Annotated in this window: 13 protein-coding genes and 1 tRNA gene; 6 read left to right on the top strand and 8 right to left on the bottom strand. The window is 73.2% G+C overall.

Annotated features, from left to right (window positions below; genetic code table 11):
- Window positions 1-2 precede the first annotated feature (2 nt).
- The 5 genes from H300_RS26725 to H300_RS0113460 all read right to left on the bottom strand — a co-directional run bounded on the left by H300_RS26725 (window position 3) and on the right by H300_RS0113460 (window position 4,657).
- Window positions 3-1,481: an HD domain-containing phosphohydrolase gene (locus tag H300_RS26725; protein WP_078515968.1), complete on the bottom strand. Its 1,479-nt coding sequence runs from the start codon at window positions 1,479-1,481 to the stop codon at window positions 3-5.
- Between the two features lie 212 nt (window positions 1,482-1,693).
- Complete coding sequence (gene rsrA, locus H300_RS0113475; RefSeq protein ID WP_028427852.1) at window positions 1,694-2,086, bottom strand: mycothiol system anti-sigma-R factor; 393 nt, start codon at window positions 2,084-2,086, stop codon at window positions 1,694-1,696.
- Complete coding sequence (locus H300_RS0113470; RefSeq protein ID WP_078515967.1) at window positions 2,083-2,916, bottom strand: sigma-70 family RNA polymerase sigma factor; 834 nt, start codon at window positions 2,914-2,916, stop codon at window positions 2,083-2,085. The genes rsrA and H300_RS0113470 overlap by 4 nt, the downstream gene beginning before the upstream one ends.
- 225 nt (window positions 2,917-3,141) lie before the next feature.
- Window positions 3,142-3,828, bottom strand: coding sequence for an alpha/beta hydrolase family protein (locus H300_RS0113465; RefSeq protein ID WP_486583784.1), 687 nt, complete (start codon window positions 3,826-3,828; stop codon window positions 3,142-3,144).
- A 13-nt stretch (window positions 3,829-3,841) separates the two neighbouring features.
- Entirely contained in the window at window positions 3,842-4,657 is an 816-nt protein-coding gene (locus tag H300_RS0113460; protein WP_028427849.1) for an SOS response-associated peptidase, read from the bottom strand.
- A gap of 175 nt (window positions 4,658-4,832) precedes the next feature.
- On the opposite strand from H300_RS0113460, the gene H300_RS0113455 reads away from it, so the two are divergent.
- Window positions 4,833-5,546, top strand: coding sequence for a M50 family metallopeptidase (locus H300_RS0113455; protein ID WP_028427848.1), 714 nt, complete (start codon window positions 4,833-4,835; stop codon window positions 5,544-5,546).
- Window positions 5,547-5,598: 52 nt separating this feature from the next.
- Here the strand turns inward: H300_RS0113455 and H300_RS31505 are convergent, their stop codons facing one another.
- The gene (locus H300_RS31505; RefSeq protein WP_028427847.1) at window positions 5,599-5,961 is read right to left on the bottom strand and encodes a hypothetical protein; all 363 of its coding nucleotides are present in this window, start codon (window positions 5,959-5,961) and stop codon (window positions 5,599-5,601) included.
- A 457-nt stretch (window positions 5,962-6,418) separates the two neighbouring features.
- Here H300_RS31505 and aroA point away from each other — a divergent pair, with 457 nt between their 5' ends.
- The 4 genes from aroA (at window position 6,419) to H300_RS0113425 (ending at window position 10,673) form a co-directional block, all read left to right on the top strand.
- Window positions 6,419-7,732: a 3-phosphoshikimate 1-carboxyvinyltransferase gene (gene aroA, locus H300_RS0113440; RefSeq protein ID WP_028427845.1), complete on the top strand. Its 1,314-nt coding sequence runs from the start codon at window positions 6,419-6,421 to the stop codon at window positions 7,730-7,732.
- Between the two features lie 10 nt (window positions 7,733-7,742).
- Window positions 7,743-8,735: a ribosome small subunit-dependent GTPase A gene (gene rsgA, locus H300_RS0113435; RefSeq protein ID WP_028427844.1), complete on the top strand. Its 993-nt coding sequence runs from the start codon at window positions 7,743-7,745 to the stop codon at window positions 8,733-8,735.
- A gap of 420 nt (window positions 8,736-9,155) precedes the next feature.
- Window positions 9,156-9,956 carry a histidinol-phosphatase gene (hisN, locus tag H300_RS0113430; protein ID WP_028427843.1) on the top strand — a complete coding sequence of 267 codons (801 nt, stop codon included), beginning with the start codon at window positions 9,156-9,158 and terminating at the stop codon, window positions 9,954-9,956.
- A 297-nt stretch (window positions 9,957-10,253) separates the two neighbouring features.
- Window positions 10,254-10,673 carry a CBS domain-containing protein gene (locus tag H300_RS0113425; RefSeq protein WP_028427842.1) on the top strand — a complete coding sequence of 140 codons (420 nt, stop codon included), beginning with the start codon at window positions 10,254-10,256 and terminating at the stop codon, window positions 10,671-10,673.
- Between the two features lie 108 nt (window positions 10,674-10,781).
- On the opposite strand, the gene H300_RS0113420 is transcribed toward H300_RS0113425, so the two are convergent.
- Window positions 10,782-12,248 carry a catalase gene (locus H300_RS0113420; RefSeq protein WP_028427841.1) on the bottom strand — a complete coding sequence of 489 codons (1,467 nt, stop codon included), beginning with the start codon at window positions 12,246-12,248 and terminating at the stop codon, window positions 10,782-10,784.
- A 158-nt stretch (window positions 12,249-12,406) separates the two neighbouring features.
- On the opposite strand from H300_RS0113420, the gene H300_RS0113415 reads away from it, so the two are divergent.
- Window positions 12,407-12,823: a Fur family transcriptional regulator gene (locus H300_RS0113415; protein WP_028427840.1), complete on the top strand. Its 417-nt coding sequence runs from the start codon at window positions 12,407-12,409 to the stop codon at window positions 12,821-12,823.
- A gap of 178 nt (window positions 12,824-13,001) precedes the next feature.
- Here H300_RS0113415 and H300_RS0113410 read toward each other — a convergent pair.
- Window positions 13,002-13,075: transfer RNA gene (locus H300_RS0113410), tRNA-Met, on the bottom strand.
- Between the last annotated feature and the right edge of the window lie 9 nt (window positions 13,076-13,084).

The raw sequence follows: 13,084 nt of genomic DNA, 5'->3' as shown, positions 1-13,084 counted from the left end.
CCTCACCGGAGACGGCGGACCGCGTCGAGGACCCGCACGGTCCCGGGGGCGGGGCCTCCGGCAGCACGGCCCGCGGGGAGCACCCCGGCGGCCGAAGCGGCACGGGGCCCCGGAGCCGGCGCGCCCTCCCGCGCGCTGGGCCCGGGCACAGGCGGTTCCGGCGCCGCCGGGGTCCAGGGGCTGGTCTCCAGCGCCCGCACGAGCGCCCGGACCATGCGGGGGTCGAACTGGCTGCCCGCGCACCTGCGCAGCTCGGCCAGTGCCTCCGGCACCGGACGACCGGACCGGTAGCTACGGGTGGACGTCATGGCGTCGAAGGCGTCGGCGACGGCGACGGCCCGAGCCGGTTCCGGGATCTCCCGTCCGCGCAGGCCGCAGGGGTAACCGCTGCCGTCGAGCCGCTCGTGGTGGTGCAAAATCGCGGACCTGGCCTCGCCGAGGAACGCGATTCCGCGGACCATCTCGTGGCCGTACTCGGGGTGCAGCCTGATGACGGCCCGCTCCTCCTCGGTGAGCGGGCCCTCCTTGCGGAGCACCCGGGTCGGCACCCCCAATTTGCCGATGTCGTGCAGGATCCCGGCGAGGCGGAGGACCTCGGTCCGGTCCGCGTCCATACCGAGTTCGGCGGCGATCAGCGCGGAGGCCCGGCCGACCCGCTCGCTGTGGCCCCGGGTGTACCCGTCCTTGATCTCGACGGCCTGCACCAGCGCCCGGACGGTCGCCTGGTGCGCGGCCCGCTCGCGGTGGTGCTGGGCGAAGATCCAGCAACCGGTGTACATCGGCAGCAGGACGCAGAGCGCTGCGAGCGGTCCGTGGGCGCTCTGCCAGAGCACGGCCATCAGCAGACCGGCCAGGCCCTGGACCAAGTGCGGCAGCAGTCCGGCGAGCATCCTGCCGCGCCAGGCGGCAGGCAGCGGGAGGCGCTCGACGCTCGCGAGCAGGGCGCCGTCCGAGACGGCGAGCAGCAGGCTGAACACGGCAGTGGCCAGGAGGGCGGGCAGCAGGGCGCCGCCCGGAACGTCCCCCTGGGCAGCCGAACCGCCGAGGAGGCGGTACAGGTGGGCGGCCGCGCACACGGCGAGCGCGAGCTGCGCCGCGTGCCACAGGCGCCGCGCGACGGGGTGCGGGCGACGGTCACCGGGCCTGCCCAGCAGCGCCCCGGCGACCGGGACCAGCGCGGCCGCCGCGGGCGGCAGCACGAACGCGGAGGCGAGGAGGACGGGCAGCGACCACTCCGGCGCCGGGCCCCCCGGCGCGGCGGATCCGCGCATCTCCCGGGGGACCGCGTCCCCCAGCAGCGGACACTGCGGGAGCCACTCGCAGGCCGCGTAGAGCCCGATCAGCGCTGCCAGCGCCTGCCAGTGCGGCGGGCCGTCGCCCGGCCAGCGCCCGCCGGCCACCGGCGCGACGAGCAGCAGCATCGCGCCGGCCGCACCGCCGACCTGGAGTCGTGCCCCCCACGGAAGCGGCTGTCCCCGCATCGCACCTCCCCGTGCCCGCGTGGGGAATATAGGAGCGCGGGCGGACATGGCGAGGCGTGTTGGGGGGATTGGCCGACCGGAGCGGGCCCGATTAGCCCGATCGAGTGAACTGCACGGCCGCGCCGACCCGCCCGAAAGCCGCCGGAATGCCCGATCGGGTCCTGGATCGGCCCACTTGAGGCGCGGCGGGCCCGGTTCGGGACCGGATGCGGTCAGTGGGCCTCGCGGCGGCCCGTCCGGGTGGCGTCGGCGGCGCCGTCCGCGAGCTCGGTGTCCCCCGCGCCGGAGCGGCCGGCGGGCCGTCCGGCACCCTCGGCCGGCTCCAGCAGCGCCCGCTCGGGGACGCTCTCGCCGGCCCGGATCATGTCGATCCGGCCCATCACCTTCGACCGCAGGTCGGACGGTACGTCGTCATGGCCGCAGCACCGCTTGACGAGCTTCTTGACCGCCTGCTCCAAGCCGTACTTCTCCAGGCAGGGCGCGCACTCGTCGAAGTGCTCGGCGAGCTTGCCCCGATCCACCTCGGGCATCTCCTGGTCGAGATACTCGTAGAGGTGGTCCAGAACCTCGGAGCAGTCGGTCTCGTGAGGATCTCCGCAGCTCATGAGCCCGAACCCTTCCGGTTGTGCGACTCCTCGGAGGCCGGCCCCCCGGCGGTGGCCCCGGCCAGGCCGCGCTCGCGCGCGTAGCCCTCCAGCATGTCGCGCAACTGACGCCGCCCGCGGTGCAGTCGGGACATGACCGTGCCGATCGGAGTCCCCATGATGTCGGCGATCTCCTTGTAGGCAAACCCCTCGACGTCCGCGAGGTAGACCGCGATGCGGAACTCCTCCGGGATCGCCTGGAGCGCTTCCTTCACGTCCGAGTCCGGCAGGTGGTCGAGCGCCTGCGACTCGGCCGAGCGCAGACCGGTCGACATGTGCGACTCGGCCCGGGCCAACTGCCAGTCCTCGATCTCCTCGGCCGCGCTGCGCTGCGGTTCGCGCTGCTTCTTGCGGTAGGAGTTGATGAAGGTGTTGGTCAGGATGCGGTACAGCCACGCCTTGAGGTTCGTGCCCTCGCGGAACTGGTGGAACGAGCCGTACGCCTTGGCGTACGTCTCCTGCACCAGGTCCTCCGCGTCCGCGGGGTTCCGCGTCATGCGGAGCGCGGCCGAGTACATCTGGTCGAGAAAGCCCAGGGCGTCGCGCTCGAACCGCGCGTTGCGCTCGGCGTCGGTCTCGCGCGGGTCGTCGTCCGTACGGTCTTCGGTCCCGGCGACCGTACCCACCTCCTCCGTGACGGTGGCGAGCCCGAGAGCGGACCCGCTCGAATCGGAGAATAGACGACGATCCGCCTTCGCCGCCGCCTGAGGCTGTCCGGTGCCGGCCAGCGCGAGCGTCGCCCAGTCCAGATCGGCGGCCTGGGGGCGCTGCGGGCAAGCGACTGAACCCATGAGGGGCGCTTCCTCTCCACTGTCGTGTCGTACCGGTACCGCGCACAACAGCGGACGGGCCGGGATTCATTCCACGGTCTCGCCCGGGCGCGGCGGCCGTGTCGCACGTCACCCCGTTGCGGGCGCGGGGGCGGCGGGCTCCCGCCGGTGCCCGTCGCGGACAAGCCCGCGCACGGCGTCGCGTCCGTCGTCGCGGAGGGACGCCCGCGGTCGGGCAGGGCGGGGTCAGCGCGCGGGCAGGGGCAGCCCGGCGAGCCACTCGCGCACGGCCCCGGTGAGCAGTGCGAGGGTCTCGGGGACGCTCGTGGCCGGGTCGGAGGTCCGCTTGGGCACGGCGAAGCCGTGGTCGGCGTGCGGCAGCCCGACCGGACGGATCCCCGACGGGAATTCCGCGGGACGCCCGAACGGATCTCGACCGCCCTGCACCACGAGCGCGGGTACGGGGAGGCCGGCGAGCTCGTCGGCCCGCGAACGCTCCGGCTTTCCCGGTGGGTGCAGCGGAAAGGCCAGCGCCACCACCGCGCGGGCCCCGAGTGCGCCGGCCGTCCGGCAGGCCACGCGTGCGCCGGCGCTGCGGCCCCCGGCGACCACGGGCGGCCCCTCCTCCTCCAGGGCCGGCCACAGTGCCGTCCAGGCCGCGTCCAGCCGGGCGGGCGCGGGAGCCAGCTTGCGTCCCGCCACCCGCCACGGCTGCTCGACCAGGGCGACCGTCACCCCTGCCGCGGGCAGCTCCGCCGCCAGCGCCTGGAGGTCGCGCGCCTCGATCCCGCCACCGGCGCCGTGCCCGAGCGCCAGCACGGCGCGGGCGCCGGTGGCGCGGTACCAGCTGATCCGGGCGTTCCCGGCGGGAGTGGCCGCCGCCACCACCGCACTCGGCGGGACGGGCGCCGGGACCGCGTGCTCCGCCCTCACGCCTCTCCCGCCCTCAGAAGAGGGTCTCTTCCTCGGGAGCGGCCAGTTCCTCCAGCAGCTCCGGTCCGTTGTTGCGCACGTTGCTCACCGCGGTGGCCACCGGGTGGGCGCGGTGCCGGGCGGTCGGGAGGTCGGCGAGCAGCGCGCGGAGTTCGTCGGGATCGGTACGGGCCGGGTCCAGCCAGGCGTCCCAGCGTTCGGGCGGGAGCGCCACCGGCATCCGCGGGTGGATGTCGGCCAGCGCACGCGGGCCGTCCGGCCGCGCCGACGGCAGCGGGGCGTCCTCCGCTTCGGTGGTGACCACCGTGCAGGTCGCCCACCAGGCCTTCGGGTCGCCCTCCGGGGCGGTGGGGTCGCGCCAGAACTCGTACAGCCCGGCCAGCGCCATCACCGAGCCGTCGGCCGGGGTGACGAAGTACGGCTGCTTGCGGCCCCGCTTCCGCCTGCCCTGCTGCTCCAGGTCCAGCTCCGGTTTCGCTGTCACCCACTCGAAGTAGCCGTCGGCCGGCAGCAGGCACCGGCGGGTGGCGAAGGCCCGCCGGTAGGAGGGCTTCTCGTGCACCGTCTCCGCCCTGGCGTTGATCATCTTCGCCGCGACGTCGGGGCTCTTCGCCCAGGAGGGCACCAGGCCCCAGCGCAGGGTGCGCAACTGCCGCACCGGCTCCGGGCTGCCCGACTCCTTCACGGGACGGTCCAGCACCGCGTACACCTCTTTGGTGGGCGCCACGTTGTAGTCGGCCGCGAGAGCCTCGGCGGGCTCCCAGCGGCTGATGTCGAAGATCCCCGCGAGCTCCTCGGGCTGCCTGCTCGCCGCATACCTGCCGCACATGGCACCAAGCCTGCCACGCGGCACCGACAGCGGGCGTCACCGGCCCGCAGACGGCCCAGGGGCCCGCTGGTGGAACCGACTGGCACTCTGATGTGATGGCGCGCGTCGGGCAGTCGGAAGAGCGCGCCGCTCGCACGGTCGGAGAGCGCGCCGTGCACGAGGAGACACAGGACACATGGACATCGACAGCGTCACCGAGGTCTGGGACCGGGTGTTCGGCACCCAGGAGACGCCGGAGCTGTGGCTGGTGATCGTCACGGGCGCGGTGGCCCTCGTGGTCGTGGGCTCCCGGCTGAGCTGGCGGATCGCCCGCAACGCGGTGACGATCGCCCACGAGGGCGGGCACGGCCTGGTGGCACTGCTGACCGGCCGTCAGCTGGAAGGGGTCCGCCTGCACTCGGACACCTCGGGCCTGACGGTCTCCCGCGGCAAGCCGACCGGCATCGGCATGGTGCTCACCGCGGCCTCGGGCTACACCGCCCCCTCGCTCCTCGGCCTCGGCGGTGCCTGGCTGCTGTCGGCGGGCCACATCACGGCCCTGCTGTGGGGCGCCACCGCGCTGCTGCTGGCCCTGCTCGTCATGGTCCGCAACGCCTACGGGGTGCTGACGGTGGTGGCCACGGGCGCCCTGTTCATAACGGTCTCCTGGCTGGCCCCGGCGGAACTCCAGTCCGTCTTCTCCTACGGAGTGGTCTGGTTCCTGCTGCTCGGCGGGGTGCGCCCGGTGTTCGAGCTCCAGTCCAAGCGCCGGCGCGGCGGGGCTCCGGACTCCGACGCCGACCAGTTGCACCGGCTGACCAACGTGCCCGCCGGCGGCTGGCTGCTGCTCTTCCACGCGGTATCGCTCTGCTCCCTCGTCGGCGGCGGGCGCTGGATACTGGAGCTCTGAGCACCCGGCGCCCCGCCGCGCAGCCGAGGGCGGCCGGGCGGTGGGGCCGCGGTCACTGCTTCCGGGTGGTTTCGAAGGCGGTGCGCCCCGCGCCGTGCGCCTGCCCCGGCAACGCGTCCGGGTGTTCCGGGTCCCAGCCGGCGGTGAGGTCGCCCGTCCTGTAACCGGTCGGCCCTTCGATCCAGCGGTCGCCGAACAACCGCAGGACCTCGTCCTGGTAGCCCACCCTCGTGAAGGACCCGGAGGCCGCGTTCGGATTCGACTCCACCGGACGGAAGACGAACACCGCCTCCGCGGAACCATCGCCGTCGACCACCGGCTCCGGCTCCGGCTCCGGCTCCGGCTCCGGCTCCGGCTCCGGCTCCAAGCCGATGACACCCTGGGCGCAGCGGTAGGTCCCCGGCCAGGTTCCCACGACGGAGTCCGGCTCACCCCCGCCCGTCCGCGCCCTCCGTACCACCCGCCGAGACACCGCCGGTGCCGTCGCCGCCGAAGCGGACGAACGCCTGCCAGCCCACCAGGACCAGCACGGCGGCCACGATCGTCAGCAGGTTCCGCCGGCCCGGCGCCGGCGGGACGGGGGGTCCCGTGACCGAGCGGGCCCGTGGGCCCGCCGTGCCCGAGCGGCGTCTGCCCCGGACGGCTGCCACACCCCCTACGGCGCGGACGGCGAGATCCCGGAGTCGATCACTCACGGCCGTCGGCCGCCAGCAAGAGGAGGAGGTGCGGACGTGCGGCCCACCAGCCGACGCCGCACATGCTCCGGACGGCCGCGTCCGCGCCGCGAGGGGGTGCGATGACCGGCGCGTTTCGCGGATTCCACGCTTCTCCGCCGGATTCGCCGTCCGCGGCGAACCACTAAAGTGAGGGACATGACCGACCACACCGCACTCTGGCCGGCGCCGCTCGCCTCCGGCCCCGTCGACGCGACCGTGACCGTGCCCGGATCGAAGTCGGTCACCAACCGCGGGCTCGTCCTGGCTGCGCTCTCCTCCGAGCCGGGCTGGCTGCGGCGCCCGCTGCGCTCCCGCGACACCGTCCTGATGGCGGAGGCCCTGCGCGCCCTGGGGATCGGCATCGAGGAGGGCGTCGGGCCGGACGGCACGGGCGAGGCCTGGCGGATCATCCCGTCCGGACTCCTCGGCCCGGCCACGGTGGACGTCGGCAACGCCGGCACCGTCATGCGCTTCCTGCCGCCGCTCGCCGCCCTCGCGGACGGGCCCGTCCGTTTCGACGGCGACCCCCGCGCGTACGAGCGCCCGCTGCACGGAGTGATCGACGCGCTGCGCGCGCTCGGCGCCCGGATCGACGACGAGGGCCGCGGTGCCCTGCCGATGACGGTGCACGGCGGCGGCTCGGTGACCGGCGGTCCGGTCGAGATCGACGCCTCGTCCTCCAGCCAGTTCGTCAGCGCCCTACTGCTCTCCGGGCCGCGCTTCAACCAGGGCGTGGAGGTGCGTCACACCGGCGGCAGGCTGCCCTCGATGCCGCACATCCGGATGACGGTGGACATGCTGCGGGCCGCGGGTGCCCGGGTCGACACCCCGGAGGCCGGCGGCGCCGCCGGGGTGTGGCGGGTGACCCCCGGCGCGCTGCTGGGGCGCGACCTGGTGGTGGAGCCGGACCTCTCCAACGCGCAGCCGTTCCTGGCCGCGGCTCTGCTGACCGGCGGCCGGGTCACCGTCCCCGACTGGCCGCGGCACACCACCCAGCCGGGTGACGCGCTGCGTGACCTCTTCACCACCATGGGCGGCAGTTGCGAACGAGACGACAGGGGCCTGACGTTCACCGGCACCGGCAAGGTCCAGGGCATCGACGCCGACCTGGGCGAGGTCGGCGAGCTGGCCCCCGGGATCGCCGCCGTGGCGGCGCTGGCCGACTCCGAGTCGGTGCTGCGCGGTGTGGCGCACCTGCGGATGCACGAGACGGATCGGCTGGCCGCGCTGACCAAGGAGATCAACGGGCTCGGCGGCGACGTCACCGAGACCGCCGACGGCCTGCGGATCCGACCCCGCAAGCTGCGGGCCGGTGTGTTCCACAGCTACGAGGACCACCGCCTGGCCACCGCGGGCGCCCTGCTCGGACTGGTGGTACCGGGAGTGGAGGTGGAGAACATCGCCACCACCGCGAAGACGCTGCCCGACTTCCCCGCGATGTGGCGGCAGATGCTCGGTGAAGGCCGCTGAGGGCTCCGCGATGCGCCGCTACGGCAAGCACACTGACGAGGACGACATCCGCTCCCGGCCCAGCCGCCGCGGCAGCAGGCCCCGGACACACACCAGGCCCAAGCACGAGGGGGCCGTCGAGGGCTTCGTGGTGACGGTCGACCGCGGCCGCGTCACCTGCCTGGTGGACGACCGCACGGTCACCGCGATGAAGGCCAGGGAGCTCGGCCGGAAGAGCGTGGTCGTCGGCGACCGGGTCGCGCTGGTCGGGGACCGCTCCGGAGTCAAGGACACCCTGGCCCGGATCGTCCGGGTCGAGGAGCGCGCCTCCGTGCTGCGCCGCACCGCGGACGACGACGACCCGTACGAGCGGGTCGTGGTGGCCAACGCCGAGCAACTGGCGATCGTCACCGCGCTGGCCGACCCCGAACCCCGGCCCCGGATGATCGACCGCTGCCTGGTGGCCGCCTTCGACGCCGGACTGACCCCCCTGCTGGTGCTGACCAAGTCCGACCTGGCGACCGCCGACACGCTCCTCGCCACCTACGCGCCGCTGGGCGTCCGCGCGGTGTCCGTGCACCGCGAGGCTCCGCTGGACGGGGTGCGGGCGCTGCTGACCGGCCGGATCACCGTGCTGGTCGGCCACTCGGGGGTGGGCAAGACCACGCTGGTCAACGCGCTCGTCCCGAAACGGCGCCGGCCGACCGGCGAGGTGAACGCGGTGACCGGGCGCGGCCGGCACACCACGACCTCCGCCTTGGCGCTGCCGCTGCCCGACGACGACGGCTGGGTGGTCGACACCCCCGGCGTGCGCTCCTTCGGCCTGCACCACGTGGACCCGTCCCGGGTGACCGGCGCCTTCCCGGACCTGGAGCCGGGAACCGAGGGGTGCCCGCGCTCGTGCAGCCACGACGAACCGGACTGCGCGCTCGACGCCTGGGTGGCCGGGGGGCACGCGGACCCGGCCCGGCTGGAGTCGCTTCGGAGGCTGCTGGCCACCAGGGAGCGGCACGAGGGCGACTGAGCGGCGCGGGGGCCGGACCCGAACGCCCGGACGCTCCGGCCCGGCCGGGCCGGATGCTCCAGCGCCGCGACCGGAGCCGGGCGTCCTCGGGTTGCGGTCGGCTTCAGCCGAGCCGCGGAACGGCTCGGTGGCGCAGCGGGGCAGCCACCGCCACCCGTGCCGGCGCCTCCGGCTCGTCGGGCGCATGCGCACGGTGGTCCAGGGGCGGGTGTCGAGAGCCGACCGGGCACAGGCCAGCAGGGACTCGCGAGCGCTGGACATGCTCCCCCTCCCGGCCCGGAGGTGGGCCCGCCGCCCACATTGACGGGGCGTCGACAGCTGTCAAGGGTGAGTGAGCGCACGCCCGGACGGCCGTAGGGCCGCTCCCCCGGACGGGCCTGCCGAGTGACCCCGATCGCGGGCACTGGATACTGTTCGGTCATGCCCGACTACCACGATGATCTGCGTCTCGCCCATGTGCTGGCCGACGCCGCCGACGCCACCACGATGGAACGGTTCAAGGCGCTCGACCTGAAGGTGGAGACGAAACCCGACATGACACCGGTCAGCGAGGCGGACAAGGCGACCGAGGAGCTGATCCGCGGCACGCTGCGCCGAGCGCGACCACGGGACGCCGTACTCGGCGAGGAGTTCGGCGCCGAGGGTTCCGGGCCGCGGCGCTGGGTGATCGACCCGATCGACGGCACCAAGAACTACGTCCGCGGTGTGCCCGTGTGGGCCACCCTGATCGCGCTGATGGAATGCGGCGAGGGCGGCGACCACCCGGTGGTCGGACTCGTCTCGGCACCGGCGCTGAACCGCCGCTGGTGGGCGGCGAAGGGCGCGGGCGCCTTCACCGGACGGAGCCTCACGTCGGCGTCCCGGATGCGGGTGTCGCAGGTCTCCCGCATGCGGGACGCCTCCTTCGGCTACTCCTCGCTGGGCGGCTGGGAGGAGCGGGGCCTGCTCGGCGGCTTCCTCGACCTGGGACGCGACTGCTGGCGAACCCGGGCCTACGGGGACTTCTGGCCGTACATGATGGTGGCCGAGGGAGCGCTCGACATCTGCGCCGAGCCGGAGCTGTCACTGTGGGACATGGCCGCCAACGCGGTGATCGTGCAGGAGGCGGGGGGCACGTTCACCGGCCTCGACGGCCGGGTCGGCCCGCACAGCGGCGATGCCGCAGCCTCCAACGGCCTGCTGCACGAGGACCTGCTGGGTTACCTGCGCACCTCCGACTGACCCACGGAGCCCGGCGGGCCACGGGAACACGGCGACGGAACCGGCCGGGGCACGACCGGCGCGGTCGGAACGGCTCCGGGCGCGGGCCGGACTCCGGCGCGCGACGGCGCGAAGATCTGCGGGGCGCGTGCCCGCACTCCCCTTGTCGTGGCGGCGCGGGCATGTGAGCATGAGAATTCACCGCTTGTGAGCTTGTGAATGCACGCGCAAGCGGCCTCGGACGACCCCCACTGACCCCCGGGTCCCTCCGGACATTCCGGAGGCTCCCCGGGTCCGCCAAGGAGGAGGCACCCGATCATGCCCACCCTCGTACGCGACGCCATGAGCACAGTGGTCCTGAGCATCGGACCCTCCCACACCCTGCGCCAGGCGGCCCGGCTGATGGCCGCACGCCGCGTCGGCGCCGCTGTCGTACTGGACCTCGACGACAGCGGGATCGGCATTCTGACCGAGCGCGACATCATCTACGCCCTCGGGTCCGGGCAGGACCCCGACACCGAGAGCGCCGGCGCCCACACCACCACGGAGGTCGTGTTCGCCAACCCGGACCGGACCCTGTCCGACGCGGCAGGCGCCATGACCCGCGGCGGGTTCCGGCACCTGATCGTCCTGGACGACCGCGAGCCGGTCGGCATCGTCTCGGTCCGGGACATCGTCCGCTGCTGGACGGCGCCCGCCCCGGAGGAGACCCGCGCCGCCGGAGCGGTCCCGGCCTGACCGCGGTGCGGTCAGGCGGCCCCCGGGCCGCCCTGTTCCGGAACGCGCCGGAGGGGCCGGAGCTCAGCGGCGTCCGACCCCTCCGGGGCTGTTACGACAAGCGTCCGGTCAGCCGCGCAGGGCCTGGACCGCGGCCTCCAGCCGCTTGCCGTAGTCCGCGTCCGCCTGGCGGAAGTTCTTGATCGCGCGCTGGGCGATGTCGTCCCGCGAAACCCGCGAGATGAAGCCGGCCAGGTTGTCGATCAGCCGCGCCTTCTCCTCCTCCGACATCAGCCGGTAGAGGTTGCCGGCCTGCACGAAGTCGTTGTCCTCGGCGTGCGGGGGCGCCTCGTGGTCACCGGTGGTGCCGGCGACGGAGGTCGGCTCCCAGAGCGGACGGCCGGTCTCGGCGGGGCCGCCGAAGCTGTTCGGCTCGTAGTTCTTCGCACCGCCGTGCCGGCCGTCGTACATCAGGCCGTCCCGGCCGTGGCTGTTGGCCTCGGTGGCGTGCGGCCGGTTCACGGGGAGGTGGTCGGCGTTGATGCCCACCCGGTAGCGGTGCGCGTCGCCGTAGGCGAACAGCCGACCCTGGAGCATCTTGTCCGGCGAGGGGCCGATACCCGGCACGAAGTGGTGCGGGGAGAAGATCGCCTGCTCGACCTCGGCGAAGATGTTCTGCGGGTTGCGGTTCAGCTCCAGCTTGCCGATCTCCATCGGCGGGTAGTCCTCGTGCGGCCACACCTTGGTGAGGTCGAACGGGTTGAACCGGTAGTCCGCCGCGTCGGCGGCGGGCATGATCTGCACCTGCACGGTCCAGGACGGGTACTCCCCGCGCTCGATGGCCTCGCGGAGGTCGCGCTGGTGGCTGTCCGGGTCCTGGCCGGCGAGCACGTCGGCCTCGGCCTGGGGCAGGTTCTTGATGCCCTGGTCCGTCTTGAAGTGGTACTTGACCCAGAAGACCTCGCCCTCGGCGTTGTTCCACTGGAAGGTGTGCGAGCCGTAGCCGTTCATGTGGCGCAGCGTCGCGGGGATGCCGCGGTCGCCGAACAGCCAGGTCACCTGGTGGGTCGACTCCGGCGAGAGCCCCCAGAAGTCCCAGACGTTGTCCGCCTCCTGTGAGCCGGTGTACGGGTCGCGCTTCTGGGTGTGAATGAAGTCCGGGAACTTGATGGCGTCCTTGATGAAGAACACCGGGGTGTTGTTGCCGACGAGGTCGTAGTTGCCGTCCTCGGTGTAGAACTTCAGCGCGAAACCGCGGGGGTCGCGCACCGCATCGGCCGAGCCCAGGTTCCCGGCGACGGTGGAGAAGCGCAGGAAGACCTCGGTCTGCTTGCCGATTTCGGAGAGGAACTTCGCCCGGGTGTACTGGCTGACGTCGGCCGTCAGCGTGAACGTGCCGTACGCGCCGGCACCGCGGGCGTGCACGATCCGCTCCGGGATGCGCTCGCGGTTGAAGTGGGCGAGCTTCTCCAGCAGGAGCTGGTCCTGGATCAGAACCGGCCCGCCGGATCCTGCGGTCTGGCTGTTCTGGTTGTCCGCGACCGGTGCACCGGATTCCGTGGTCAACGGTCCGGTGGCAACACTCTGATCAGTCACTACGCCTCCTGCGCTGTGCGTCCTGTCCTTGGCTTTCGCCGAGGCTGAGCCTACATTAGACTTTGTCCAAGTCAAGATATGCAAGAAGTCCGTACACGGTCCGGCCTGAGTGACGTCCACTGCTAGGCTGGAGCCGACGTGAACGATGGGTGGGACGAATGAGTGACCTGCTGGGAAGGCTCCGCGACCGCGGCTGGCGGCTCACCGCGCAGCGGCGGGTGGTGGCCGAGGTCCTCAACGGGGAGCACGTCCACTACACGGCCGACGAGGTGCACACCCTCGCAGCCGAGCGGCTGCCCGAGATCGCCCGGGCGACCGTGTACAACACGCTGAGCGAGCTCGTCGCCATCGGTGAGATCATCGAGGTGAGCACGGACGGCCGCGCCAAGCGGTACGACCCGAACGCCCACCACACCCATCAGCACCTCGTGTGCTCTCGCTGCGGCACCATTCGGGACGTCCATCCGTCCGAGGACCCACTGGCGGCACTCCCGGAGGGCGAGCGGTTCGGCTTCCACATCGCCGAGGCCACCGTCACCTACCGCGGCCTCTGCCCTGCCTGCGCGGCCAGCTGACCTCCGCTCTCCGCGCGCCCCGGCCCCGCCCGCCCCTCCCCGGGGAGGAAGCGCTGGACAACCCGCCCACGGCCACGAACCGCACACACCGCCCGCACTGCTGCCCGCCTTTGCCGCATCGGCGCACCACGACAGCGAAGGCCCGGAACCTCGTGAGGTTCCGGGCCTTCGTACCGAGTAGCGGGGACAGGATTTGAACCTGCGACCTCTGGGTTATGAGCCCAGCGAGCTACCGAGCTGCTCCACCCCGCGCTGTTGTGT

The sequence above is a fragment of the Streptomyces sp. TAA040 genome, assembly GCF_000424845.1.
This window is presented reverse-complemented; position numbering and strand designations above follow the sequence as displayed.

Bases quoted from the DNA above. Each gene is read 5' to 3' on its own strand.
- H300_RS26725 (WP_078515968.1), bottom strand. From the start codon at position 1,481: ATGCGGGGACAGCCGCTTCCGTGGGGGGCACGACTCCAGGTCGGCGGT.
- rsrA (WP_028427852.1), bottom strand. From the start codon at position 2,086: ATGAGCTGCGGAGATCCTCACGAGACCGACTGCTCCGAGGTTCTGGAC.
- H300_RS0113470 (WP_078515967.1), bottom strand. From the start codon at position 2,916: ATGGGTTCAGTCGCTTGCCCGCAGCGCCCCCAGGCCGCCGATCTGGAC.
- H300_RS0113460 (WP_028427849.1), bottom strand. From the start codon at position 4,657: ATGTGCGGCAGGTATGCGGCGAGCAGGCAGCCCGAGGAGCTCGCGGGG.
- H300_RS0113455 (WP_028427848.1), top strand. From the start codon at position 4,833: ATGGACATCGACAGCGTCACCGAGGTCTGGGACCGGGTGTTCGGCACC.
- aroA (WP_028427845.1), top strand. From the start codon at position 6,419: ATGACCGACCACACCGCACTCTGGCCGGCGCCGCTCGCCTCCGGCCCC.
- rsgA (WP_028427844.1), top strand. From the start codon at position 7,743: ATGCGCCGCTACGGCAAGCACACTGACGAGGACGACATCCGCTCCCGG.
- hisN (WP_028427843.1), top strand. From the start codon at position 9,156: ATGCCCGACTACCACGATGATCTGCGTCTCGCCCATGTGCTGGCCGAC.
- H300_RS0113425 (WP_028427842.1), top strand. From the start codon at position 10,254: ATGCCCACCCTCGTACGCGACGCCATGAGCACAGTGGTCCTGAGCATC.
- H300_RS0113415 (WP_028427840.1), top strand. From the start codon at position 12,407: ATGAGTGACCTGCTGGGAAGGCTCCGCGACCGCGGCTGGCGGCTCACC.